The 24,654-nt window shown below is 71.4% G+C and carries 21 protein-coding genes; 8 read left to right on the top strand and 13 right to left on the bottom strand.

Going from position 1 to position 24,654, the window contains the following annotated elements; all coding sequences use genetic code 11:
* The first annotated feature begins 262 nt into the window (after window positions 1-262).
* Together AB0I32_RS15890 and AB0I32_RS15885 are read left to right on the top strand one after the other, a co-directional pair.
* Complete coding sequence (locus AB0I32_RS15890) at window positions 263-1,660, top strand: enolase C-terminal domain-like protein (RefSeq protein ID WP_357507585.1); 1,398 nt, start codon at window positions 263-265, stop codon at window positions 1,658-1,660.
* On the top strand, window positions 1,647-2,342 hold the full coding sequence (locus tag AB0I32_RS15885) for a FadR/GntR family transcriptional regulator (RefSeq protein WP_357507583.1): 696 nt from the start codon (window positions 1,647-1,649) through the stop codon (window positions 2,340-2,342). Before AB0I32_RS15890 ends, AB0I32_RS15885 begins: the two co-directional genes overlap by 14 nt.
* A 6-nt stretch (window positions 2,343-2,348) precedes the next feature.
* Here AB0I32_RS15885 and AB0I32_RS15880 read toward each other — a convergent pair whose 3' ends face one another.
* The 6 genes from AB0I32_RS15880 to AB0I32_RS15855 form a co-directional block, all read right to left on the bottom strand.
* On the bottom strand, window positions 2,349-3,335 hold the full coding sequence (locus AB0I32_RS15880) for an ABC transporter substrate-binding protein (RefSeq protein WP_357507581.1): 987 nt from the start codon (window positions 3,333-3,335) through the stop codon (window positions 2,349-2,351).
* An 83-nt stretch (window positions 3,336-3,418) separates the two neighbouring features.
* Complete coding sequence (locus AB0I32_RS15875; protein WP_357507579.1) at window positions 3,419-4,429, bottom strand: ABC transporter permease; 1,011 nt, start codon at window positions 4,427-4,429, stop codon at window positions 3,419-3,421.
* Entirely contained in the window at window positions 4,426-5,976 is a 1,551-nt protein-coding gene (locus tag AB0I32_RS15870; RefSeq protein ID WP_357507577.1) for a sugar ABC transporter ATP-binding protein, read from the bottom strand. The genes AB0I32_RS15875 and AB0I32_RS15870 overlap by 4 nt, the downstream gene beginning before the upstream one ends.
* 137 nt (window positions 5,977-6,113) lie before the next feature.
* The gene (locus AB0I32_RS15865; protein WP_357507575.1) at window positions 6,114-7,103 is read right to left on the bottom strand and encodes an aldo/keto reductase; all 990 of its coding nucleotides are present in this window, start codon (window positions 7,101-7,103) and stop codon (window positions 6,114-6,116) included.
* Between the two features lie 63 nt (window positions 7,104-7,166).
* Complete coding sequence (locus tag AB0I32_RS15860) at window positions 7,167-8,006, bottom strand: SDR family oxidoreductase (RefSeq protein WP_357507573.1); 840 nt, start codon at window positions 8,004-8,006, stop codon at window positions 7,167-7,169.
* Between the two features lie 106 nt (window positions 8,007-8,112).
* Entirely contained in the window at window positions 8,113-9,147 is a 1,035-nt protein-coding gene (locus AB0I32_RS15855) for a TerC/Alx family metal homeostasis membrane protein (RefSeq protein WP_357507571.1), read from the bottom strand.
* Window positions 9,148-9,261: 114 nt separating this feature from the next.
* On the opposite strand from AB0I32_RS15855, the gene ilvD reads away from it, so the two are divergent.
* From ilvD to AB0I32_RS15825, 6 genes are all read left to right on the top strand, one after another.
* The gene (gene ilvD / locus AB0I32_RS15850) at window positions 9,262-10,971 is read left to right on the top strand and encodes a dihydroxy-acid dehydratase (RefSeq protein WP_357507569.1); all 1,710 of its coding nucleotides are present in this window, start codon (window positions 9,262-9,264) and stop codon (window positions 10,969-10,971) included.
* 179 nt (window positions 10,972-11,150) lie between these two features.
* The gene (locus AB0I32_RS15845; protein WP_357507567.1) at window positions 11,151-11,696 is read left to right on the top strand and encodes a DUF4203 domain-containing protein; all 546 of its coding nucleotides are present in this window, start codon (window positions 11,151-11,153) and stop codon (window positions 11,694-11,696) included.
* 170 nt (window positions 11,697-11,866) lie between these two features.
* Window positions 11,867-13,564 (top strand): SulP family inorganic anion transporter, encoded by a 1,698-nt coding sequence (locus tag AB0I32_RS15840; protein WP_357507565.1) that lies wholly within the window; start codon window positions 11,867-11,869, stop codon window positions 13,562-13,564.
* A gap of 113 nt (window positions 13,565-13,677) precedes the next feature.
* A complete protein-coding gene (locus AB0I32_RS15835) occupies window positions 13,678-14,175 on the top strand; it encodes a DUF1269 domain-containing protein (RefSeq protein WP_357507563.1) in 498 nt (165 codons plus the stop codon).
* Between the two features lie 79 nt (window positions 14,176-14,254).
* A complete protein-coding gene (locus AB0I32_RS15830) occupies window positions 14,255-14,707 on the top strand; it encodes a hypothetical protein (RefSeq protein ID WP_357507561.1) in 453 nt (150 codons plus the stop codon).
* 206 nt (window positions 14,708-14,913) lie between these two features.
* Window positions 14,914-17,652: a LuxR C-terminal-related transcriptional regulator gene (locus tag AB0I32_RS15825; protein WP_357507559.1), complete on the top strand. Its 2,739-nt coding sequence runs from the start codon at window positions 14,914-14,916 to the stop codon at window positions 17,650-17,652.
* Window positions 17,653-17,675: 23 nt separating this feature from the next.
* Here the strand turns inward: AB0I32_RS15825 and AB0I32_RS15820 are convergent, their stop codons facing one another.
* From AB0I32_RS15820 to AB0I32_RS15790, 7 genes are all read right to left on the bottom strand, one after another.
* The gene (locus AB0I32_RS15820; protein WP_357507557.1) at window positions 17,676-18,389 is read right to left on the bottom strand and encodes a hypothetical protein; all 714 of its coding nucleotides are present in this window, start codon (window positions 18,387-18,389) and stop codon (window positions 17,676-17,678) included.
* Between the two features lie 221 nt (window positions 18,390-18,610).
* On the bottom strand, window positions 18,611-18,937 hold the full coding sequence (locus tag AB0I32_RS15815) for an SHOCT domain-containing protein (protein WP_357507555.1): 327 nt from the start codon (window positions 18,935-18,937) through the stop codon (window positions 18,611-18,613).
* Window positions 18,938-19,016: 79 nt separating this feature from the next.
* Window positions 19,017-19,457, bottom strand: a complete 441-nt coding sequence (locus AB0I32_RS15810; protein ID WP_357507553.1) for a DUF6325 family protein — start codon at window positions 19,455-19,457, stop codon at window positions 19,017-19,019.
* 82 nt (window positions 19,458-19,539) lie between these two features.
* On the bottom strand, window positions 19,540-20,502 hold the full coding sequence (locus AB0I32_RS15805; protein WP_357507551.1) for a haloacid dehalogenase-like hydrolase: 963 nt from the start codon (window positions 20,500-20,502) through the stop codon (window positions 19,540-19,542).
* Window positions 20,499-21,542: a formylglycine-generating enzyme family protein gene (locus tag AB0I32_RS15800; RefSeq protein WP_357507549.1), complete on the bottom strand. Its 1,044-nt coding sequence runs from the start codon at window positions 21,540-21,542 to the stop codon at window positions 20,499-20,501. Before AB0I32_RS15800 ends, AB0I32_RS15805 begins: the two co-directional genes overlap by 4 nt.
* A complete protein-coding gene (locus tag AB0I32_RS15795; RefSeq protein ID WP_357507547.1) occupies window positions 21,539-23,038 on the bottom strand; it encodes an arylsulfatase in 1,500 nt (499 codons plus the stop codon). Before AB0I32_RS15795 ends, AB0I32_RS15800 begins: the two co-directional genes overlap by 4 nt.
* A gap of 39 nt (window positions 23,039-23,077) precedes the next feature.
* The gene (locus AB0I32_RS15790; protein ID WP_357507545.1) at window positions 23,078-24,475 is read right to left on the bottom strand and encodes a hypothetical protein; all 1,398 of its coding nucleotides are present in this window, start codon (window positions 24,473-24,475) and stop codon (window positions 23,078-23,080) included.
* Window positions 24,476-24,654: the final 179 nt, after the last annotated feature.

Raw genomic sequence — 24,654 nt, 5'->3', positions numbered from 1 at the left:
GGGGGTCCCCCGTCTTTGGGTCGGTGTCGGCACCGTCCACGGGGCAACCGACCGAAGTCATCTCGGCGACCGTGCAAGGGACCGAACTCATGGGCCTGCCGACCCCGTGGGCCCGCCACTGGTTCGCGTCCGCTCTGGCTCCGACTCGGTCCGCGGCCCATTGATCGAACCAATCCCCCGGATCCAGTGTCGCCGCCTTGACCCTTGCGTCTACTCTCCGTAGATTGCTGGCAGTTCATCTGATGTTTGCGAAAGGGCGGGCATGGCCACGATCACAGGGGTCCGGGTAGAGGACGTGCGGTTCCCGACGTCGGTCACCGCCGATGGTTCCGACGCGATGAACAAGGACGGCGACTACTCGGCCGCCTACGTCGTGCTGGAGACGGACGCGCCGGACCCGGACGACCCCGGCGCCACGCTCGGCGGTTACGGGCTGACGTTCACCATCGGCCGGGGCAACGACATCGTCGCCGAGGCCGCGCGCCAGCAGGCGGCAGCGCTCGTGGGCCGGGACGTCGACGAGGTCGCCGCCGACATGGGCGCCGTCTACCGGGACCTGACGTCCGACAGCCAGATGCGCTGGCTCGGGCCCGAGAAGGGTGTGGTGCACCTGTCGCTGGCCGCGGTGCTCAACGCGGCCTGGGACCTGGTCGCGCGCCGCGCGGGCAAGCCGCTGTGGCGCGTGCTGGTCGACATGACACCGGAGGAGCTGGTCGACGTCGCCGACCTTCGCTACCTCTCCGACGCGCTGACCCGCGAGGACGCACTCAAGATCCTCCGCGAACGCGAGGGCACCAAGCAGGAGCGGATCGCACACCTCGAACGGACCGGCTACCCGGTCTACACGACGTCGGCCGGGTGGCTCGGCTACAGCGACGCCAAGCTCCGGCGGCTCTGCCAGGAGGCCGTCGACGCCGGGTACCAGCACGTGAAGCTCAAGGTCGGGGCGAGCCTCGAGGAGGACGTCCGCCGCCTGGCGATCGCGCGCGAGGTGCTCGGCCCGGACCGCGCGCTGATGATCGACGCCAACCAGGTCTGGGACGTGCCGCAGGCGATCGAGTGGATGCGCGAGCTGGCCAGGTTCGACCCGCTGTGGATCGAGGAGCCGACGTCGCCCGACGACATCCTGGGCCACGCCGCCGTCCGCCGCGCCGTCGCGCCGATCGGGGTGGCGACGGGCGAGCACTGCCACAACCGCGTGATGTTCAAGCAGCTGTTCCAGGCCGAGGCGATCGACTACTGCCAGCTCGACACCGGGCGGCTCGCGAGCATCAACGAGATAGTCGCCGTGCTGCTGCTCGCGGCGAAGTTCGGGGTGCCTGTGTGCCCGCACGCGGGCGGCGTCGGCCTGTGCGAGATGGTGCAGCACGTTTCCGTGCTCGACTACGTGGCGATCAGCGGGGACCTCGACGGCCGCGTGACCGAGTACGTGGACCACCTGCACGAGCACTTCACGGACCCGTGCATCGTCGCCGACAAGGGCGCGGGCACCGCGTACGTGCTGCCGTCCCGGCCGGGCTACTCCACGCAGATGTACGAGGACTCCCTCGACCGGTTCAGGTTCCCGGGCGGGACGTACTGGGTGGGCGATAGTTCTGTGCTCGATAGTTCTGTGCGCGACACTCCTGTGCGCGATACTTCCGAGCATGTCCCGCACTGACGAGGTAGTCGACGGCATCCGCAGGATGATCCTCGACGGACAGCTCCGGCCCGGCGACCGGCTGCCCGTCGAGAAGGACCTGGCCGACACGCTCCAGGTCTCCCGCGGCTCGCTCCGGGAGGGCGTCCGCGCCCTGTCGATCCTCGGCGTCGTGCACACCCGCCAGGGCGACGGCACCTACGTCACCAGCCTCGATCCCGCCCGCCTGCTCTCCCCCATGGCGATGGTCCTTGACCTGCAGGACGACGGCGCCATGCCCGCCTTCCACAGCGTGCGCCGCGTGCTGGAGACGGAGGCGGCGGGCCTGGCCGCCACCCGGATGACCGACGACGCGGTGGCCGAGGCACGCGCGATCCTTGACCGCGTCCCGGAGATCATGCACGGCGCGTCGGTGGACCACGACCGGTTCATCGAGATCGACATCGCGTTCCACCGCGTCATCGCGGCGCACACCGGCAACCCGGTGCTGGAGGCGCTCATCGAGTCGTTCGCGGGCCGCACCGTCCGGGCCAGGCTCTGGCGCGGCCTGCACACCGAGGGCATCGAGGAGCGCACGCACGGCGAGCACGAGGCCATCTGGCGCGCGCTCGCCGCGCGGGACCCGGAGGCGGCCCGCATCCGCATGGCGAGCCACCTGCTGGGCGTGGAGGACTCCCTCCCGAGGCCAGAGAACCTGGAGTAGGACTGGTCACTCGTACAGGACCGCCGCTATGTCCTCGTCGTCGATGTTGTTCTTGTCGTACCAGTAGAAGCCCGAGTCGATGACCGGCTCCAGCTCCTCGTCGTTGATCGCGGCGACCGCGGCCTTGACCGTCTCGTAGCCCATCTTGATCGGGTCCTGCGTGATCGCGCCGGCCATCAGCCCGTCGCGGATCGCGTCGGTCTGCGCCTTGCCCGAGTCGAAGCCGATCACCGTGAGCTTCCCCGACTTGCCGGTCTCCTGCACCGCCTTGACCACGCCGACGGCGGAGCCCTCGTTGGTGCCGTAGATGCCCTTGAGGTCGGGGTGGGCCTGCATGATCGCCTTCGCGGCGTCGGCGGACTTGAGCTGGTCGCCGTTCGCGTACTGCGTGTCCACGATCTCGATGTCGGGCGCGTTCTCCTCGATGTACTGCGTGAACCCCTCGACGCGCTGCTGCCCGGTCTGCGACGTCTGGTCGTGCGCGATGATGGCGATCTTGCCGCTCCCGACCAGCTCGGCCATGTGCTTGGCCGCCTCGGCCGACGCCGCCAGGTTGTCGGTCGACACCGTGGTCACCGGCACGTCCGACTCGACACCGGAGTCGAACGCGATGACGGGGATCCCGCGCGAGGAGGCGTCGGTCATCATCGGGATGGATGCCTCGGAGTCGAGGGCCGCGAAGCCCAGCGCGTCCGGGCTCTTGTCGAGGGCCGTCTGGAGCATGGTGAGCTGCTTCTCGACCTCGGTCTCGGTCTCGGGCCCCTCGAACGTGACCTCGACGTCGAGCTCGGCCGCGGCGTCGTCGGCCCCCTGCTTGACCGCCTGCCAGAACTGATGCTGGAAACCCTTGGAGACCAGGGCGACGTACGGCTTGTCGCCGGCCCCCGGCTCCGCGCCCCCGCCCGAGGCACAGGCCGTGAGCGCGAGCAGCGCGGCGACGGAGGCGGCGGCCGCCGCGGCGAACCGCCTGCGCGTGGTGGTGTGGATGTTCATGCTGATCCAGCTCCTTCGATGGTCAGTTCACGCGGTGGTCAGTTCACGTCAGTTCAGGCGGTGTCAGTTCAGGCGGTGTCAGCTCAGGCTTCCTTGCCGCGGCGCAGCATGTCGGCGTAGACGGCGAGCACGATCACGATGCCGACGGCGACCTTCTGCCACTCCTGCGGGATCGACATGATCCGCAGGCCGTTGGTGAGCGTCGCCATGATGAGCGCGCCGATCACGGTGCCCAGAATCGTCGCCTTGCCGCCCCGCAGGGACGTTCCGCCGATGACGACGGCGGCGATCGCCTCGAGTTCGTACCCGAGGCCGAGGCCGGGCTGCGCGGAGTTGAGCCGGGAGGCCATGACGACGCCGGCCAGGCCCGTGAACAGACCGGCGACCGTGTAGATGACCACCTTCCACCGCCGCACGTCGACCCCTGAGATCGCCGTCGCCTCCTCGTTGGAGCCGATCGAGAGCGCATAGCGGCCGGTGAGCGTCTTGCTCAACGTGACGCCGGCGATGACGGCGGCGACGAAGAAGATCAGGACGGCGTTGGGCAGCCCCGGGACCAGCTCCCCGGCGGCGAGCTGGTCGAACCCGCCCACCTCGCTGAAGTAGATGGGCTTCGTCCCGGAGATGACCAGCGAGAGCCCCTGCGCGACCATCATCATCGCGAGCGTCGCGATGAACGGCGGCAGCCGCAGGTACGAGACGTTCAGGCCGTTGAGCAGGCCGATCAGGGCGCCGATCGCGAGCCCGCCCAGCACGCCGACGACGAGCGGCAGGCCGAGGTTCGCCAGGAACACGCCGGTCATCACCGAGCACAGGGTCATGCCGGTGCCGACCGACAGGTCGATCCCGCCGGTCGCGATGACGAAGGTGGCGCCCAGCGCCATGATCCCGGTGACCGCCGTCGCGAGCAGGATGCCCTTCACGTTCGCCCAGTCGAGGAAGTACGGGCTGGCGAACGAGAAGAAGGCGAAGATGACCACCAGCCCTGCGAAGGCGAGGACCTGCTGCAGCTGCTGGCGGTTGCCGAACGCGGTGGCACGCTTCGGGGCCGGGCCGGTGGTCGTGGTGCTCGGAGTCATGCTGGGTGTCGTCATGCTGGGTCTCCGGTCTTGACGAGCGAGCGGTCGGCACCGAACCGCGTCGCGAGCTCCATGATGTCGTGCTGGGTCGCGTCGGCATTGGCGAGGGTGCCGGTGACCCGGCCCTCGCACATGACGACTATCCGGTCGGCGAGCCGCAGCACCTCGGGCAGCTCGGACGAGATCACGATGATCGACTTGCCCTGCGCCGCCAGGCTCGTGAGCAGGCCGTAGATCTCGTCCTTCGCGCCGACGTCGATCCCGCGCGTCGGCTCGTCGACGATCAGCACGTCACAGTCCCGCACGAGCCACTTGGCCAGGACCACCTTCTGCTGGTTGCCGCCCGACAGGTTCTTGGCCGTCTGGTTGACCGACGGTGTGCGGATCGAGAGCCGGTCCACCATCTCGGTGGCCGCCCGGCGCCCGTCGGCGTCGCGCACGAAACCCGCACGGGTCATGCCGGGCAGCGAGGAGAGCATCACGTTGCGTACGACGTCCTGGTCCAGGAGCAGTCCGTAGCGCTTGCGGTCCTCCGAGAGGTAGCCGATGCCGTGCCGGACGGCGTCGGCGGGGTTGCGCACCGTGACCGGCCTGCCCCGCACCTCGACGACGCCGGTGGACCGGTCCGCCCCGATGATCGCCCGGGCGACCTCGGTGCGCCCGGCGCCCATGAGGCCCGCGAAGCCGAGGATCTCGCCCCGGTGCAGCTCGAAGGACACGTCCTTCAGGAGCTTGCGGGTGCTGAGGCCCCGCACCGCGAGCACCACCTCGCGCTCGGTCGCGTCCGACGCCGTCGCCCTGCTGGTACGAATGGCCGGCCGCACGCCGGTCTCGAGCCGGCGGCCCACCATGGCGGCGATGACCTCGCGGGTCTCGGTGCTCGCGGTGGGCAGCGTGTCCACGTAGCGGCCGTCGCGCAGCACGGTGATGCGGTCGGAGATCTCCTTGATCTCGTCCATGCGGTGCGAGACGTAGATGACGCCGGTGCGCGGCGAGACGAAGTCGCGCACGATCCGGAACAGCGTCGCGACCTCGGTCTCCGTGAGCGCCGCCGTCGGCTCGTCCATGATCAGCACCCGGGCGTCGAACGAGAGCGCCTTGGCGATCTCGACCATCTGCTGGCCGGCCACGCTCAGGTGGGACACCGGCTGCCGCGGGTCGAGCGGGATGCCGAGGCGTGCGAAGAGGGCGGTCGCCCGGCGCACGAGCTCGTCGTCCCTGATGAGGCCGACCCGGCGGGGTTCCCTGCCGATGAAGATGTTCTGCGCGACCGTCAGGTCGGGCATCAGGTGGAACTCCTGGTGGATCACGCTGATGCCGAGCTCGTTCGCCTGGCGGGGGCCCGCGGGGCTCATCGGGGCCCCGTCGAGCTCCATCGTCCCGGCGTCCGGCCGGTAGATGCCGGAGAGCAGCTTCAGGAGGGTCGACTTGCCCGCCCCGTTCTCCCCCACGAGCGCCAGCACCTCACCGGGCCGCAGGTCGAGGTGGACGTCGTCGAGCGCGAGCACGCCGGGGAAGGACTTGCTGATCCCCGTGGCGCGGAGAAGTGCTGGGTCCGACACGCGATGCTCCTTTGCCTCCGTGTAGTCGCATTCATACCGCAGACATCCGATGCATCTCAAGATCTTCGGTCAGATCTCTACCAAACCGTGCCGTGGTGTCGCCGGGTGGTGCCGATAGATCGGATGACCGATGACTGTCAGCGAGCGGGGACCGCCGCCTCCGGGAGCAGGCCCGCATCGGCCAGCGCCCGCCACAGCTCCGCCGGCACCCGCACCGCGGCCCGCTCCCCGGCCTGCCGTGCCTGCTCGGGCGTCGCGAGCCCGACGACGGTGCTCACGACCGCCGGGTGCGTGCGCACGTAGGCGAGCGCCGCCTGCGGCAGCGTCACGCCGTGCTCGGCGCAGACGGTGGCGATCCGCCGGGCCCGGTCGAGCAGCTCCTCCGCCGCGGGCGCGTAGTCGTACGTGGCGTCCGACGGCGGTGAGTCGTGCGCGAGGATGCCCGAGTTGTACGCGGCGGCAGCCACCACCGCGACGCCCCGCTCGGCCGCCGCGGGCAGCAGGTCGCCCAGCGCTGCCTGCTCCAGGAGCGTGAACCGCCCGGCGCACATGACGACGTCGACGTCGGTCTCGCGGACGAACCGTGTGAGCATCGCGGACTGGTTCATCCCGGCGCCGACCGCGCCGACCACACCCTGGTCGCGGAGCTCGACGAGCGCGGGCAGCGCCTCGTGCGCCGCCTGCTCCCAGTGCTCGTCGGGGTCGTGCAGGTAGACGACGTCCACCCGGTCCAGGCCGGTGCGCTCCAGGCTGGCCTCGAGCGACCGCAGCACCCCGTCGCGCGAGAAGTCCCAGACCCGGCGGGTCGCGGCGGGCACCTCGAAGATGTCCGGGTCCTTGCGGTGCGCGGTCTCGGGTGACGGGACGAGCAGCCGCCCGACCTTGGTGGACACCACCAGCTCGTCGCGCGGCCGCGTGCGCAGGAAGGCGCCGAGCCGGCGCTCCGACAGGCCGAGCCCGTAGTGCGGCGCCGTGTCGAAGTACCGGATCCCGGCGGCCCAGGCGGCCTCGAAGGTCGCGTGCGCGTCCTCGTCGGTCATCGCCTGGTACAGGTTGCCCGCCGGTGCGGCACCGAACCCGAGGGTGGTGAGCCGGATCCCGGTGTCGCGCACCGTCGTCGTCTCCATGGTGTCCCGTCCTCCGCTCGGCTCTGCGCTCAGCTCTGCGCTCAACTCTGCGCTCAACTCAGGTCAGCCCTGCTCGGGCGCGCGGGTGCGCAGCGCGTGCGATCCGCCGTCGACGGCGAGCATCGCGCCCGTCGTGGCGGCGGCGAGCGGGCTCGCGAGGTAGCAGACGGCGTGCGCCACCTCGTCGGCGGTGACGAGCCGGCCCGAGGGCTGGCGGGCCTCCAGCGCCGCTCGCTCGGCGGCCGGGTCGGCGGCGACGTCGAGCAGCCGGCTCACCCAGGGCGTGTCGGCGGTCCCGGGGTTGACACAGTTGAACCGGATGCCCTCGCGCACGTGGTCAGCGGCCATGGCGAGCGTGAGCGACTGCACCGCACCCTTGGACGCCGAGTACAGCGCCCGGTTCGGCAGGCCGGTCCACGCGGCGATCGAGCAGGTGTTCACGACGGCGGCGTGCGGCGACTCGCGCAGGTACGGCAGCGCGGCGCGCGTCACGCGGACGATCCCGAGCACGTTCACGTCCAGGACCCGCAGCCACTCCGCGTCGTCGTTGTCCGCGACGGTGCCCTGCGCGCCGATCCCCGCGTTGTTCACGACGACGTCGATGCCGCCCATCGCCTCGGCCGCGGCCACGACGGCGGCGCGCACCGCCGCGTCGTCCGTCACGTCGGCGATCTGCGCTCCTGCGCCCTCGGGCACGCCGTCGGCCACCCGGTCGATCGACGTCACCGTCGCGCCGCGCGCGAGCATGGCGCGCACTGTCGCCGCGCCGATGCCCGACGCACCCCCGGTCACGACGGCGCGGACGCCGGAGAGCTCGCCCTGCGCGGCACTGCTTGGCGCGGCACTGCTTGGCGCGGCGCTGCCCGGCGCGGCTGATGCCCCTGCTGTGGTCTCGAACGTCATGTATGACCCTCCTCCGGCCCCGCTCCGGCAACCTCGCACGGAAACATCAGATGTATAGCACGGCGGCGGTCGAAGCCAACAGCCCGGGTCGGGGCCAGCACCCCGATCAGCGCGGCGGCTCCTGGTCGGCCCGGGCCTTGGGGCCAACCTCGAGCCTGGCCCTGGTGGCCGTGAGCGAGCCCGCGTGGGCCTTCTCGTCCGGCTTGCCGCGCGTCCTGATCAGGCTCGCGACGGTCACCACGGCGAGGACCCCCAGGACGACGCCGAGGCTCAGCGGCGTCGGGATCTCCGGGATCGACTCGTCGATGTCGACGTGACCCCAGTGCAGGATGAGCTTGACGCCGATGAACGCCAGGATGATCGCCAGGCCCGCCGAGAGGTAGACGAGCCGGTCGAGCAGTCCCTTGACGAGGAAGAACAGCGCCCGCAGGCCGAGCAGCGCGAAGGCGTTGGCGGTGAAGACGATGTACGCCTCCTCGGTGACGCCGAAGACCGCCGGGATCGAGTCGAGCGCGAACAGCAGGTCGACGCTGCCGATGGCGATCAGCACGATGAACAGCGGGGTGATGACCCGGCGGCCGTCCACCCTGGCGACGAGCCTGCCGCCGATGTAGTCGTCGCTGACCGGCAGGAACCGCCGCGCGCCGCGCACCATCAGGTTGCTCTCGATGTCCGGGTCCTCGTTCCGGTGCCGGAACAGCTGCACCGCCGTGTAGATCAGCAGCAGCCCGAACAGCAGGAACGTGAACGAGAACAGGCTGATGAGCGACGCGCCGAGCGCGATGAAGACGGCACGCATGATCAGCGCGAGCACGATGCCGAAGACGAGGACCTTGTGCTGGTGCTTGTCCGGCACCGCGAAGGTGCTCATGATGATGACGAAGACGAAGAGGTTGTCGACCGACAGGCTCTTCTCGATGATGTAGCCCGCGAAGTACTCGGTGCCGGCGGTGCCGCCGTACTGCAGGCCGAACCAGACGCCGAACCCGATGGCTACCGCGATGTAGAACACGGACCAGGCGGTAGCCTCCTTGAAGCCGACGTGGTGCGGGCGCGCCGCCGCCAGCACGAGGTCCACCGCCAGCAGCAGGACGATGAAACCGATGGTCACGCCCCACGTGAGTGGACTGATCTCGAGCAAGGGTCTCTCCGTCTGGTCGTCGGCACTGCGGGACCGAGGCCCGCGGTCCCGAGGCCGCGGAACTGACAGTGTTGAATATCCACTACTGAATATCTTTGTGCCCGAGGAGAGTTCATGAGCAGTCCCGAGAGCCCTGTCGACGTCAAGCCCCGTTCCCGCACGGTGACCGACGGCCTGGAGGCCACCGCTTCGCGCGGGATGCTCCGCGCCGTCGGGATGGGCGACGAGGACTGGGTCAAGCCACAGGTGGGCGTCGCGAGCTCCTGGAACGAGATCACGCCGTGCAACCTCTCGCTCGACCGGCTCGCGAAGGCCACCAAGGAGGGGGTGCACGCCGCAGGCGGCTACCCGCTGGAGTTCGGCACGATCTCGGTCTCCGACGGCATCTCCATGGGCCACGAGGGCATGCACTTCTCGCTCGTGTCCCGTGACGTCATCGCCGACTCGGTCGAGACGGTCATGCAGGCCGAGCGGCTGGACGGCTCCGTGCTGCTGGCCGGGTGCGACAAGTCGCTGCCGGGCATGCTGATGGCCGCCGCGCGCCTCGACCTCTCCAGCGTGTTCCTCTACGCGGGCTCGATCATGCCCGGCTGGGTCAAGCTCGAGGACGGCACCGAGAAGCAGGTGACGATCATCGACGCCTTCGAGGCCGTCGGGGCGTGCGCGCGCGGGCTCATGAGCCAGGGCGACGTCGACCGGATCGAGCGGGCGATCTGCCCCGGCGAGGGCGCGTGCGGCGGCATGTACACCGCCAACACGATGGCGTCGGCGGCCGAGGCGCTCGGCATGTCGCTGCCCGGCTCGGCGGCGCCGCCGTCGGCCGACCGCCGTCGCGACACCTGGGCGCACCGCTCGGGCGAGGCCGTGGTCAACCTGCTGCGCAAGGGCATCACCGCGCGCGACATCATGACGAAGGAGGCGTTCGAGAACGCCATCGCCGTGGTCATGGCGTTCGGCGGCTCCACGAACGCGGTGCTGCACCTGCTCGCCATCGCCTACGAGGCGGAGGTCGAGCTGACCCTCGACGACTTCTCCCGGGTCGCTGACCGCGTGCCGCACCTGGGCGACCTCAAGCCCTTCGGGCAGTACGTGATGAACGACGTCGACCGGATCGGCGGCGTGCCCGTCGTGATGAAGGCGCTGCTGGACGCCGGGCTGCTGCACGGCGACGTCATGACGGTCACCGGCCGCACCATGGCCGAGAACCTGGCAGAGATCGCCCCGCCGGACCCGGACGGCAAGATCCTGCGGGCCATGGACAACCCGATCCACAAGACCGGTGGCATCACCATCCTGAACGGGTCGCTCGCGCCGCAGGGCGCCGTCGTGAAGTCGGCGGGCTTCGACTCCGACGTGTTCGAGGGCACCGCGCGCGTGTTCGAGCGCGAGCGCAGCGCCCTGGACGCGCTGGAGGACGGCACGATCCAGGCGGGCGACGTCGTCGTCATCCGCTACGAGGGCCCCAAGGGCGGGCCCGGCATGCGCGAGATGCTCGCCATCACCGGCGCCATCAAGGGTGCGGGCCTGGGCAAGGACGTCCTGCTCATCACGGACGGCCGGTTCTCCGGCGGGACCACCGGCCTGTGCGTCGGCCACATCGCGCCCGAGGCGGTCGACGGCGGACCCATCGCGTTCGTGCGCGACGGCGACCGCATCCGCCTGGACGTGGCGTCCAAGACGCTCGACCTCCTCGTGGAACCGGCCGAGCTCGCGGCGCGCGAGGCCGCCGGCTGGGCACCGCTCCCCCACAAGTACACGCGGGGCGTGCTCGCCAAGTACACGAAGCTGGTCCAGTCGGCGTCGAAGGGTGCTGTGCTGGCGTAGGGGTCTGCTCGTCGGCGGGTGCAGGCGGGCCGGGCGGCGTCACCCGAACAGGGTGACCCGCCCGGACTGCGGCACGGCCCACGATGAGCCGTGAGCAACCACGACCTCGCGGCGGTGCCGGACGACGGCGGCGGCATCCAGCCGTCCGACCCGACGCCCGACGCCTCCGGAGGCCCCTGATGTCTGCCCTCGCGATCATCCTCGTCGGCCTGCTCCTGTGCCTGGCGGGTGCGCTGTCGGTCCGTCTCGCCGTACTGGCCGCTGGCTTCGGCGTCGCCTGGACGCTCGCCGTCGCGTTCGACGCCGACACGGGCACCACGCTGCTGATCAGCCTGGGCGGCGCCGTCCTGGCCTTCGTGCTCACTCTGCTGGCCGCCCGGCTCCTCTTCTTCGTCGGCGGCCTGTGCGTCGGGGCGGTGATCGGCGCCAAGCTGTTCGTCCTGGTGCAGGGCGGCGGCGCGGACCTGCTCCTCCTGCTCGTCGTGGTCCCTGCGGTAGCCCTCGCCAGCGGGCTGCTGGCCCGCCGGTTCGAGCGCCCGTTCCTCGTCTGGGCCACGGCGTTCGGCGGGGCGGCGCTGGTGCTCTCCGGCGTCGGCCGACTCTGGGCCGACGCCGCCGGTGAGCTGTGGCGGCCCGAGACGACCGCCGGGGTCGTCCTGGTCATGGTGGTCTGGGTGGTGCTCGCCGCCGTCGGCTACAGCGTGCAGCGCCGCCGCCGGGACTAGCCGTCCGGCGAAGACCTGGGCGGCGCCGCGCGCGGTGAACAGCAGGCCGAACGCCAGGAGCACCACGGCGCCGATCACCCTGCTCGCCCGCTCCCCCGGGCCGCGCCGTCGGCCGCGTCACCCCTTCCGGGTGACCTGCCGACCGGCGCCACGCGCCTACCGTCGGCGCTGTGCCCAGCTTCCTCGCCCCGTCCTTCGCGGGGTACCGGAGCGCGTCGGTACGCCCCGACATCATCGCCGGCCTGGCGGTCTGGGCGGTGCTCGTCCCCGAGTCCCTCGCCTACGCCACCATCGCGGGGGTACCACCCGTCGTGGGCCTCTACGCCGCCGTGCCCGCCCTGGCGCTCTACGCGATCGCCGGAACCTCCCGTCAGCTCGTCGTGTCGCCCATGTCGGCGACGGCCGCGCTGTCGGCGGGCGTCGTCGCGAGCATCGCGGGGGCCGACGGCGACCCGGTCGCCCTGACCACCGGGCTCGCCCTGGCCACGGGCATCGTCGCGGTCGTCGCGGGCGTGCTGCGCCTGGGCTTCCTCGCCGCCTTCATCTCCGAGCCGGTGCTCAAGGGCTTCATCATCGGCCTCGCGCTGACGATCATGATCGGCCAGGTCCCGGACCTCATCGGCGTGGAGGGCGGGCACGGCAGCTTCTTCGAGAAGACCTGGGCCCTGCTCGGCCAGCTCGGCGACGTCGACCCGCTCACGATCACCGTCGGCCTGGCGAGCCTGGCCGCCCTGGTCGCCGTGCGCCGCACCATGCCGTTCCTGCCCGGGTCGCTCGTCGTGGTGCTCCTGGCGATCGGTGCCACGATCCTGTTCGGCCTGGGTGAGCGCGGGCTCGCCGTCGTCGGCCACATCGACGCCGGGCTGCCCCGGGTCGGGCTGCCCGACGTGACGGGCCCGCAGTTCACGGAGCTCCTTGGCGGTGCGGTGGGCCTCATGCTCGTGGGTTTCGCCGAGGGGCTCGGGGCCGCGAAGACCTACGCGGCGAGCCGGGGCTACGACGTCGACCCGAACCGCGAGCTGGCCGGGCTCGGGATCGCCAACCTCGGGTCCGGGGTCCTGGCCGGGATGGTGGTCAACGGCAGCCTGTCCAAGACAGCGGTGAACGCGAGCGCCGGCGCCCGCTCCCAGGTCTCGGCGCTGACGGCCGCCGCGCTGACGGTCCTGACCCTGCTGTTCCTGACCGGGATCTTCGAGCAGCTGCCGCTGGCGACGCTGGCCGCGGTGGTCGTGGTCGCCGTCGTCGAGCTGGTCGACGTCCGGTCGCTGCGCCGGCTGTGGCGGGTGCGCACGGGGCGGATGGTGCACTTCTACCAGGTCACGGCCCGGGCCGACTTCATGGCCGCTGGTGCCGCGCTGCTGGGGGTACTGGTCTTCGACACCCTGCCGGGTCTTGTCATCGGCATCGCCGTGTCGCTGGTCCTGCTGCTCGCCCGGACCTCGCGTCCGCGCGTGGCCGTCCTGGCACCCGTCGGTGACGAGCCGGGCCGTCCCTGGGTGGACGCGGAGCGCAACCCCGGCTACGCCATGGTGCCCGGTGTGCTCGCCGTCCGGGTCGAGGGGCCGCTGATGTTCGCGAACGCGGAGTACGTGCGCGCACGGATCAGGGAGCTCGCGGCGGCGGAGCCGGGGCTGCGGCTCGTCGTCCTGGACGGCCGCGCGACACCGTCGGTCGACGTGACCGCCGCCGCGATGCTGGTCCAGCTGCGCGGCGACCTCCGGCGCGACGGCGGCGACCTGGCGCTCGCCGAGGGCATCGGGCAGGTGCGCGATGTCCTGGCCCGCGTCGGGTCGGAAGGCGAGCCCGTGCTGTTCACGACCCTCGACGACGCCGTCGGGCGCGGTCGCGACCGCGACCCGGGTACCTGAGCAGTTCACCGGGAACGGGTGAGGCGCGGAGCGCGCCCGAGGGCTGGAGTAGCAGGGTCAGGCCACTCTCCTGATCCCGAACTGATCCCGAACTGATCCCGAAGGAGCCCCTCATGCCTCAGACAACGCTGACCGTCTGGAAGTTCAGGACCGCGGACGGCGCGGAGACCGCGTCGAAGACCCTCCAGCAGCTGTCCAAGGAAAACCTGGTCACCATCCACGACGCGGCGACGGTGCGCTGGGAGGAAGGCGCCAAGAAGCCCAAGACGCGCCAGCTCAACTCGACCACTGGCGCGGGAGCCCTCGGGGGCGCCTTCTGGGGGATGCTCTTCGGCCTGCTCTTCTTCGTGCCGCTGCTCGGCGCCGCGATCGGCGCGGCGACCGGTGCGCTGAGCGGTTCTCTCACCGACGTCGGGATCGACGACGGCTTCATCAACCGGGTGCGGGACGAGATCACGCCGGGCACGTCGGCGCTGTTCGTCATGTCGTCGGACGCGGTGATGGACAAGATCCGCGATGCGTTCGCCGGCCAGGAGCCGCCCGAGCTGATCTTCACCAACCTCAACACCGAGCAGGAGGCCGCGCTGCGCGAGGTCTTCGGCGAGGACTGACTCCGCTCGCCGAGTCGACCCGCACCGAACCAACCCGCACCGAACCAACCCGCACCGAACCACTACCGAAGGAGCTGTCATGGCCGGCGCACACGCATCCGGTACCGACCCTTATCCAGGTATGGCCCCCGTCGCCAACTACGGCCCGCCCCCGTCCGTGGCTCTCACGACCTCGGGGTTCGCGGGAACCATGCTGATCATGGCGGCGCTGTTCCAGATCCTCCAGGGAATCGCGGCGGTCGCCCAGGACACGGTGTACCTGACGGGCGTCGAGTACGTCTATCAGCTCGACATGACGAGCTGGGGATGGATTCACATCGTCGTGGGGGCGGTCGTGCTCGCGACAGGAATCGGTGTCTTCACCGGCCGGGCCTGGGCGTATTTGACCGGAGTTGTTCTGGCGACGCTCTCGAGCATCGCGAACTTTGCGTTCCTGCCTTATTTCCCCATCTGGAGTGGGATAGTCATCGCTCTCAATGTGGCCGTCATCTGGTCGCTCTGCACGCTTCTCGCCGCTGACGACCCCGTGTGAACCGCCAAAGAACGGGTGAACTTCATCCTCTGTGCACGGTGCCAGCGGGTTGTGGACGGCATTGTCGGTGAGCGCACGACCGGTTCCTGATGCAGGGTTGCTGATGTCCAGCAATGCACAGAAAGCAGCCGTGAGATTGCCGGACGTGTATGGGCGGCCAGGGGGGCGGCCGCCACTTCACCCGTTCGAGTGGAGGACGCCGCGGTATGCACCCCAAACCGATTCCGGTCGCACGGCGCGGGACGGCCCTCGCGCCGCGGGCCCACCGGCTCTCCGCCGCACCCGACCTGCCCGGCAGCGCCCACCCGCCGGCCGCCGATCTCGCACCACGTCTGCCGCGCGTCTACGTGCCGCGGCCCCGCCTGTGGCAGCGGCTCGACGAGGCGACCGACGGCTCCATCACCCTGGTCGTAGCCCCCGCGGGGGCCGGAAAGACGCTCGGCGTCGCCGGGTGGCTGCGCTCCACGGCGTCGGCCAGGGCCACCGGCGCAGCGTGGGTCGGCGCCGACGAGACCTGGACGCCCGAGCGGCTCGGTGCCGTCCTCGATGCCCGCGGACCCGTCGGGACACGAGACGGGTCACCGTCCCTCGTGGTGGTCGATGACGCCCACCGACTCCCGGCCGCGACGCTGCGGCACATCGACGACCGGCTGAACGCGGCGCCGGAGTCGATGCGGATCGTCCTGCTGAGCCGCTGGGCCCTCCCGCTGACCCGGCTGGTGCCGGAGCTCCTCGGCAACTTCACCTTTCTGCGCGGAGACCTGCTCCGGCTCAGCCCTGCCGAGAGCGCGTCCCTCATCGCGGAGCACGCCAGGACGGACGACCCGGAGGTGCTCGCCGCCGTCACCCGGCATGCTGACGGCTGGTGTGCCGCGGCAGTCCTCGCCGCACGGGGCCTCCGCGGCGCTCAGGACCCCGCGGCCGCGGCACGCCTGCTCGCCGCCGACACCGAGCCGATCGCCAACCGTGTTGCCGGAGAGGTCTTCAGCACGCTCACCCCGCGGCAACGGCACGTTCTGCTGTGCGTGGCGGGTGAGAACGCGGTGAGCGTTCCCACGGCGGCGCACCTGGCCCACGACCCCCACGCGGGCGAGATCCTCGCCGAGCTGGAGGACACCGGCCTGCTCGTGCGGCGCGCCGATGACCCTGCCGACGACTGTCCGACCGGCCCGGACTGCTTCCACGTCCACCCACTCCTGGTGGAGGTCGTCCGGCAGCGCCTCGCCGCCGGTGGTGTCGACGCCGCGCGCGCACGCGCCACCGTGATCCGAGCCGTCGGCCTCGACGTGGCCCGCGGCCACCTCACCGGGGCGTTCACCCGGCTCGTCCGGGTCGGCGCGCCCGTCGAGGCCGCGGATGTGCTCGCGCGGGACGGCGTGCGCATGGTGCTGAACCAGCGCGGGCCGGACGAGGTGGCCGCGTTCGTCCGCGCCGAGCCAGAGGTCGTTGACGACCGGCCGGACATCTGGTTCGCCATCGCGCTCGGCTGCTGGCTGCGGGACGACGTCGAAGGCACGCGCCACTGGGGCGACCGGATCCTGGACGCCCGGCGCCGCTGGTCGCATGCCTGGCTGCCCGGCGGTCTGGACGGTCTCGACGCCACGGTGGCCTGCGTCCGGCTGTGGCGCGTGGCCCTCGGGCTCGAGCCGGCCTACGCCGCCGTCGGCCACGCGAAGCGGGTGCTCATCGCGTCGCAGACGCGCCCGGCAGTGCGCGAGGCGAACGCCGAGGTGCTTCCCGTGCTGGCCAATGAACTGGGGGTGGCGCAGAACTGGCTGGGCGAGCTCACCGATGCCGAGGCGAGCCTCACGCTCGCGGTCAGCCTCTCGCACAGCCAGGGTCTCGCACCCCTGGGCACCTGCGCCCTGAGCCACCTCGCCCTCACCCAGTACATGCGCGGGCGGGAGAGCGCGTGCATCGAGCTGGCCGGCGAGGTCCTCGTCGCCGCCCGCGCCCCCGGCGCGACGAAGCTGCGGTTCGTCGAGGCACGGGCCAACCTCGCGCAGCTGCTCGCGCGGCTGCTCGACGTACCGACCCCCACCGAGCTCACCCTGGATCCCTTCCCCGGTGTGCGATACCACAGCGGCGACCTGTGCACACGGTTCTGGTTCCGGCTGTGGGACTCGCGCCAGGAGCTGCTCGCCGGCAACGTCGCCGAGGCGCAGCGCCTCCTGTCCGGCCCTGGCGAGTGCCTGCGGCTGACCGACGATCAGCTCCCGGAGCACCTGCGGGTCGCGCTGCTCGTGGAGCGCGCGTTCGTCGCCGCGCTGGCGAGCGACCGCGACACGCTCAAGTCCCTGCACGACATCCTTGCCCGGCTCGGTGCCGTCGGCGAGTCCGCCCTGGTCCGAGGCCTGCGCGCCGACCGGGACGGCGACCGGCGCGCCGCCGTCGCCGCGTTCGAGACGGCCTCGGCGGACGCCACCTACTCGCAACCCCCGACCCGCGCCCTCGCGCTCGCCTGCGAGGCGCAGCTGCTGGACGCCCTGGGCGACCCGGTCCGCTCGCACGAGCGCCTGATCGAGGCGATCTCGGTCACCGAGGCCCGCCGGAACGCCGTGCCGTTCTTCGGCTGGGCCCGCCAGGGCACGCCCATCGAGACGCTGCTGCGACGGCTGGCCAAGCGCCCCGCCACGAGATGGCTGCACGACCTCGCCAGCACGGCGGCCGGGCGGCCCGACGTCACGACCGTCTACGCCTCGATGACCGCCACCCCCAGCGAGCTGGACGAGGTGAGCCGGGCGCTCGCTCCGCCGGCCCTCAGCCCGCGCGAACGGGAGGTGCTCAACGAGCTGGCCAGAGGCGCCACCTACGCCGACATCGCCGCCGCGCTGTTCGTCTCGGAGAACACCGTCAAGACGCACGTCTCCAGCCTTTACACCAAGCTCGCGGCTTCGCGCCGCAGCGAGGCCCTCAAGATCGCCCGCAGCTTCCACCTGCTCTGACCGTCGGGCCCGGGACCCCCGCTTCAGATGATCTTCGGGAACGCGATGAGGAACGCCACTCCGGCAACCAGCAGGACGCCCGCGCCGGCCAGGATCATCCAGGACTTGCGCGGGGACCCGAACCGGTTGGAGAGGGCCCCGAAGAACAGCACCAGCGCGAAGAGGACGGTCAGCAGGGTGTAGTTGTCCCCGCGCCGGTTGTCGGCCAGTGCGTCGGCGAAGTAGTCGTCCGCGCGGGCGTCCGCCTCGGTCGCCTCGACCTCGCCAGGCGGCACGTAGCTGTCCATCGCGAACGGGCTGCGTGGTGCGTCCGGGTTCCTGAGCGGACGGGTCGCGAGCCAGTCGTCGAACGCCGGCGCGAAGTGGTCGGTGAAACGCTCGCGGGCGAACTCCGCCAGAGGGCGGTCGTCCTCCGCGGTCGCCTGAAGCCAGATGCCGAACACCTGCAGGTCCACGGCGCGCGCCGCCTCGGCGGTCGTCGCCTCGCGTGCGGCCTCGATGCGCTGCGTCGACGCCCGGGAGAAGGAGATGGACATCTCCCCGCTCCACTTGCTCGCCTCGAACCCGCTCCACGCGGTGAGCACCGCTGTGACCGCCAGCAGCGCGACGGCGACGTGCTCCACCAGCGACGAACGGCGCTCGGCAGCGCGATTCTCGGCTGCACGCTCCTCGGCCGGCCGTCTCTCCTCCGGCCGGTCCCTGCCCACCTGTGCGTGGTCCGGCTGTTCGTCCGACATGACGCCGCTCTCCGCTGATCAGCCCTCAGCAGCCGAGGTCGTCCGCGAGCGCATCGGCCCGACCAGGACTTCTGTCGTACGCCTCATGTCCACGCCCTTCTGCCGTCGATGCGGATCGCCCCGAGGGGCCAGGTCTGCACGGTCCCCCGCGGCTCGGCGGCCGGCCTCACCCACGTCGGGTGAGTTCCGGGCCGCCGGCGGCCGCGCGTCGCGGCGTCGGTTCAGCCCAACAGCTTCGCCTTGGCCGCGGCGAACTCGGCGTCGGTGAGCACACCCTGCCCGTGCAGGTCGCCGAGCTGGGTCAGCTGGGCGAGCAGAGCGTCGTTCACGCCCGCCCCCGCCTGCGTCGCGACAGGCGGCGCCGCAACGGGCTGCGGGGGCGCCTGCTGCGCCGCCTCGTACTGCTGAGCCTCGTACTGCTGCTGGGCCCGGTTCGCCTGGCGGCGGCCTACGGCTCCGGCCGTGGCCTGGGCAGTACCGGCGATCACTGCGGTGCGCGCGGCGGTGCCGAGCAGGCCCGGCCTGCCCATGCGTCGTAAGGGAGACATCTGAACACTCCGTTCGATGGTGGTGCTTGTCGATGGTGATGCCTGTCGATGGGGGTGCTCGTTCTCTGCCGTGGGGCGCTCAGGCCGGGGATCCGGCAGCGGTCTCGGCCTGGTCGGCGATCTCGTTGACGGTCGCGGCCGGTACCCGCTCGTGCAGGATCACGTCGGCGTCCGCGGCGACCGCCGCCGACACGAGCTGGCGTGACCAGGTGTGCTCGATCGCGAGGACGAGCGCGGACGTGCCGGGCTCGACCGCCGTGGCGATCTCGCGGAGGTCCTCGTCTCCGGTGAGACCCGATGCGGGCAGGTCGATCTCGACGAGGTCCACCTCGTCCCCGAGGTCCTGAGCCTCCAGGATGACGAGGTCGCCGTCGTCGCCATGGCGTACGACGGCGAGGTCCAGCAGGGTGACCGCGCCGGTACCGGCGACGTCGAGCACCGCTCGAGCGACCGGGGGCGGGATGCGGGGAGCGCCGAAGGCGAGCGCGACGAGCTCGACGGGGCCGAACGACGATGACATGGGAACCTCCAGGTCGAGATGGATGGACAGGCTGGTCGGACGAGCGCGGATGAACTCGGATGAACTCGGATGGACAGGGCTGTCACCCTGTCGGTATGCCGCCGACGCCGCCCCCGCCCTGGTGCCGGCCGTCGTGGGCGAACACGGACGCCCAGTCGTTCTTCATGCTGATGACCGTCCAGCCGAGCCGCCGCGCCGTCGTCGTGATGGGCTCCCCCGCCGCGAACGACTGCGCCTCGCTGGCGTAGGCGAACTCCCGGTCGGGGTCGTCGTGGTCCACCAGCAGCGAGAGGTGCGGGCCGTCGGCGGCGGCCGCCCACTCGAGGAGCGCGGTGTCCCCCGCGGAGTTGCCCGCGGCGAGCACCGGCGGTCTGCCGAGCTGGGTCTGGATGTTGGTGACCTTGGCGGCGCCCTCGTTGACGTCGCCGAGCACCCGTCCGGTGCGCCGCAGGGCCGGGCGGCCCTGTGCGTCCTCCTCCAGGTCGTAGGCGATCATCGTGCCGACGACGCGTTCGGGCGGGACGCCGTACAGCTCCTCGCTGACCGAGCGGACGAACTCCGTGCCGCCACCCGTCACCACGCCGACGGTGAAGTCCAGCTCCCGCAGCGCCTCGATGAGCTCCAGCATCGGACCGTACCGGAGGTCGCTGAGGGGATGGCCGAGGGTCGGATGGGTACCCGAACGGAGGAACGCGCGGACCTCGCGCGTGAACGCGCCAGGACTGATCCCCTGAAAGAGGCCGGCCAGTGCCAGGGCCACCCGTTCGAGCCCGATCTCGCCGACCGCCGACGCGTCACCCGCGAGCACCGCCCGGAACTCGGCTTCCTCGGCGAGCGCCGGCTCGTCGCGCACCCGTCGTCGGAGGGCGTCGAGGAAGAACTCGTACTGGACGTAGGTCGGCCGCTCGCACCAGAGCGTGCCGTCGTTGTCGAAGTAGGCGACCCGGTCCTCCGGCGGGATGGCGGGCGCCTCCGCGAGGAATCCGAGGACGGCGTCGCGGGTGGGTCCGGGACGCCAGGAGGGCAGCTGGTGGTCACTGGTCATGACGCCGTCCCGAGGGGCCTGACACTCGGCAGCTCCGCGAGCGGCGCCGCCGCGAGGGCCGTGTCGTTGCGGACGCACCGGAAGCCCACGTGGCTCATGCCGGTGTCGATGGGTTGGGGCCGGCGCGCCGCGGGACGGTAGCGCAGGCAGTAGTTGTCCGCGCAGAGAAAGGACCCGCCCTTGATGACCTTGCGCGGGACCGCGAACTGCGGCTGGCGGGCGTCCCGGCTGGAGTAGGCGTCGCCGCCGCGCGGGTTCACGGGTGCGCAGCACGGTTCCTGTGCGGCGTCGGGGTGCCGGTCGGCCCACCAGTCCCCTGTCCACTCCCAGACGTTGCCGGCCATGTCGTACAGGCCGTAACCGTTCGGGGCGAACGACCCGACGGGTGCGGTACGCAGCCAGCCCGACTCCCCGGTGGACCGCCACGGGAAGTCCGGGCCGTCCCAGGTGTTCGCCAGGACACGGCCGGCGGGCCGGGCCTCGTCGCCCCAGGTGAAGGCCGCGCCCTCGACGCCGCCGCGGGCCGCGTACTCCCACTGCGCCTCGGTCGGCAGCTCGGCACCCGCCCACTCGGCGTAGGCCGCCGCGTCCTCGTGCGCGACGTGGACGACGGGGTGGTCGCCCCGGTCATCGATCCCGGACCCGGGCCCCTCGGGCCGGCGCCACGAGGCGCCCGGGACCCAGGCCCACCACTGGCTGAGGTGGCGCAGGTCGACCGGGCCGGGTGTGGGCGTGAACACCATCGACCCGGGGGCAAGGTTCTCCTCGGGCGCACCGCGGTAGAGCGCGGGGTCCAGCGGCCGCTCAGCCACCGTCTCGTACCCCGTCGCCTCCACGAACGCGCTGTACTGCGCGTTCGTCACGGCGAACCGGTCGATCCGGAAGCTGTCGACCCGCACGGGGTGTGCCGGCGCCTCCTCCGGGTAGTGGACGTCGGAGCCCATGGTGAACGTCCCGCCGTCGAGCCGGACGGAGTGGTCGGTGCGGGGCCCACCGGCTCGGGTGTGGTCGGCTCGGGCCTGCTCGGTGCGCGCCGTCATGCGCTCGGTGCGCCCGACTTGAGCTTGGCCAGGGCCTGGTCGATGTTGAAGGTCGCGGGCTCCTGCCGGGCGGGGAACTCGGCGAGGCTGGCCAGCATCCCGCCGACGTACGTCTGCGCGGGCACGAGCAGCCAGACGTGGTCCAGCATCCAGTCGAAATAGCTGTTGGACGTGATGTCGGCCCGTTCGAACGGGTCGGTACGCAGGTTGAAGATCTTCGGTGCGCGCAGCTCGACGTAGGGCTCCAGCCAGATGTCGAGCGTGCCGACGACCCGCTGCTCCAGGAACACAATCTTCCAGTTGTCGTACCGCAGCCCGGTGAGGTCGCCGTCGTCGGACACGTAGAAGAAGTGCTTGCGCGGCGACTCGGCGGACTCGCCGGTGAGGTAGGCGAGCTGGTCGTGCCCGTCCAGGTGCACCTTGAACCGCGTTCCCCCGAGCTCCGTGCCCTCCTTGAGCCGGTCCGCGATGCCGGGATCACCCGCCGCCGCCAGCAGCGTCACGAACCAGTCGTTGTGACTGAACAGGCCGTTGAGCACGATGCCCGCCGGGATCCGACCGGGCCAGCGCACCATCGCCGGAACCCGGTAGGCGCCCTCCCAGTTGGAGTTCTTCTCGTTGCGGAACGGGGTCATCCCGGCGTCGGGCCAGCTGTTCATGTGCGGGCCGTTGTCGGTGGAGTAGATGACTATCGTGTTCTCCGCGATGCCCAGCTCGTCGAGCTGGTCCAGCAGCGAGCCGACGACGTCGTCGTGGTCGAGCATCGTGTCGTGGTACTCGGACTGCCACCGGCCGGCCCTGCCCCTGCTCTCGGGCTTGCCGTGGGTGCGGAAGTGCATGTGCGTCGAGTTGAACCACACGAAGAACGGCTGGTCTTCGCCCGCCTTGTCCCGTATGAAGCCGAGCGCCGCGTCGCGGAACTCCTCGTCGACCGTGCGCATGCGCTCGCGGGTCAGCGGGCCGGTGTCCTCGATCCGCTGCGTGCCGTCGCCGTTGGCCCAGCTGTGCAGCACGCCGCGCGGGCCGAACTTCTTGCGGAAGTCGGGGAACTCGTCAGGGTTCGGGTAGTCGTCCAGCTCCGGCTCCTCCTCGGCGTTGAGGTGGTAGAGGTTGCCGAAGAACTCGTCGAAGCCGTGCATGGTCGGCAGGTGCTCGTCCCGGTCACCGAGGTGGTTCTTGCCGAACTGGCCGGTCGCGTACCCCTGCTCCTTGAGCGCGGTCGCGATCGTCGGGTCCTCGGCCTGCAGGCCCAGCGTGGCGCCCGGCATGCCGACCTTCGTCAGGCCCGTCCGGTACGGGTTCTGCCCGGTGATGAACGCGGCGCGACCTGCGGTGCAGCTCTGCTCCCCGTAGTAGTCGGTGAAGAGCGCGCCCTCGGCCGCGATCCGGTCGATGTTCTCCGTGCGGTAGCCCATCACCCCGTTGGAGTAGGCGCTGATGTTGGTCATCCCGATGTCGTCACCCCAGATGACCAGGATGTTCGGCTTGTCGGCCACGGTGTCTCCTTCGAGTCGATGTTCTTCGGTGCTACCGCGTCAGGACGGATCGTCCTGGGCAGTGAGCTGGGCGGTGGACTGTGGCCGGGCCAGCAGCTCGACCAGCGCGATGAGAAGTCCGGCGCCGACGGCGGTCCCGACGACCAGGCCCGGTGTCGGGTTCGCCGCCAGCAGGAGGACCAGGGCGGCGAACGCGACCACTGCCGCGCGCACGACGCCGCGGTACCGGGCGAGCCACACACCGGCCGGGCCGGAGGTCACGCCCCGGCCCTCGGCCCAGGCCCTGGCGTTGCCGAAGCCCTTGCCGACGCCGGCCCGCAGACCGCGCGCCGACTGGCTGGACCCGCCCAGGTAGGCGGCGAGGGCCACGACCAGGCCGAGCACACCCACGGTGCGGAGCGCGGCGCGCAGGAACAGGACGAGCTGGTCGAAGACGACCTGGGCGGCGTCCAGCCGCAGCACGACGCCGCTGAGCGCGTCGAGATAGAGACCGCGGGCGATCGCGAGGCCGAGAGCGAGGACGAGCATCCCCACGGTCAACGCGAGCCCGGCGACGACCAGGGCGCGCAGGTGGCGGACCGCCAGGACGACGCCGGCGCCCAGCAGGAGCAGCACCACCCACGGGAGCCACGTCCCCAGCGCGACGACCTGGGCGTACCGGTTGCGGATCTCGACGAGCTGGCTGGTCTGCAGGACGGTGAACGTCGCGTTGATCGTCGGCAGGTTGGCGGCGAGCTCGAACCCGGCGTCGACGAGCCGGGTCTTGAGCAGGTCGATCATTCCCGCGAGCTGGACGGTGAGCTGACCGTCCTGGCCCAGCTGGACGACGTCGCCCCCGGAACCCTGCATGACCGCGACGAGCTGTTCGTGGGCCACGCGGTTGGCCCGCTCCCACGAGTCGGCGAACTCGTCGCTCGTCACCACCCGGTCCGCGGCCCTGCGGACGAACGACTCGACGCCACTGGTCAGGGGCGCCTCGAGCATGGGCAGCGCCGCGGCGGCCCGCGGCGCGACGTCCCGTTCGTCCAGGCCGCCGGCGACGGAGTCGAGCAGCGCGCCGATATCGATCCGCGTCATCACGGCCTGGGTCATCCGGCCCGCGAGCGCGGACTGCACCGTCGGGTCGTCCGCCAGAGGGCCGACCGTGGCGACGTAGCGGTCCGTGTCGGTCAGTGTGCGTTCTGCCCAGGCGGCGACGACGCCCACGGGTGCGAGCAGCGCGCCCACGAGGATCAGGACTGCGGCGGCGGCGCTCCGCGAGCGGTGACGCCCTGGCACGCCGATCGAGCCTGAGGAGCGCTCCGCCGCGCGGCCGGACACGGTCACCGCCTCGTCGAGCCGCCTTCGGAGATCCGCGTTCTCCCGCTCGAGCGCGGCGAGACGGGCAGCGGCGTCAGGTGACCGGACGCCGCTCTCCGCCCTCTCTGGCTCGCTCATGCTGGCTCCCCCCGGCGCTCGCCGTGAATCGGCGGCACCTGGGTTCGATGGTCGCGAGAGCACGCCCAGCGGGCCTCACCCAGAACGGGTGATCAGCGGTCACGAGGCGGGGACTGGTCCGGGGGAAGGGGTGGGGGCCGGGGTCAGGGGTGAATTTCGGCCCCCGGCGGCTCTTCGTG

Source organism: Promicromonospora sp. NPDC050249, from assembly GCF_040656015.1.
In the GTDB taxonomy this organism is placed as follows: Bacteria; Actinomycetota; Actinomycetes; order Actinomycetales; family Cellulomonadaceae; genus Promicromonospora.
Note: the sequence above shows the minus strand (reverse complement) of the source record. Positions and strands in the feature narration are given on the sequence as shown.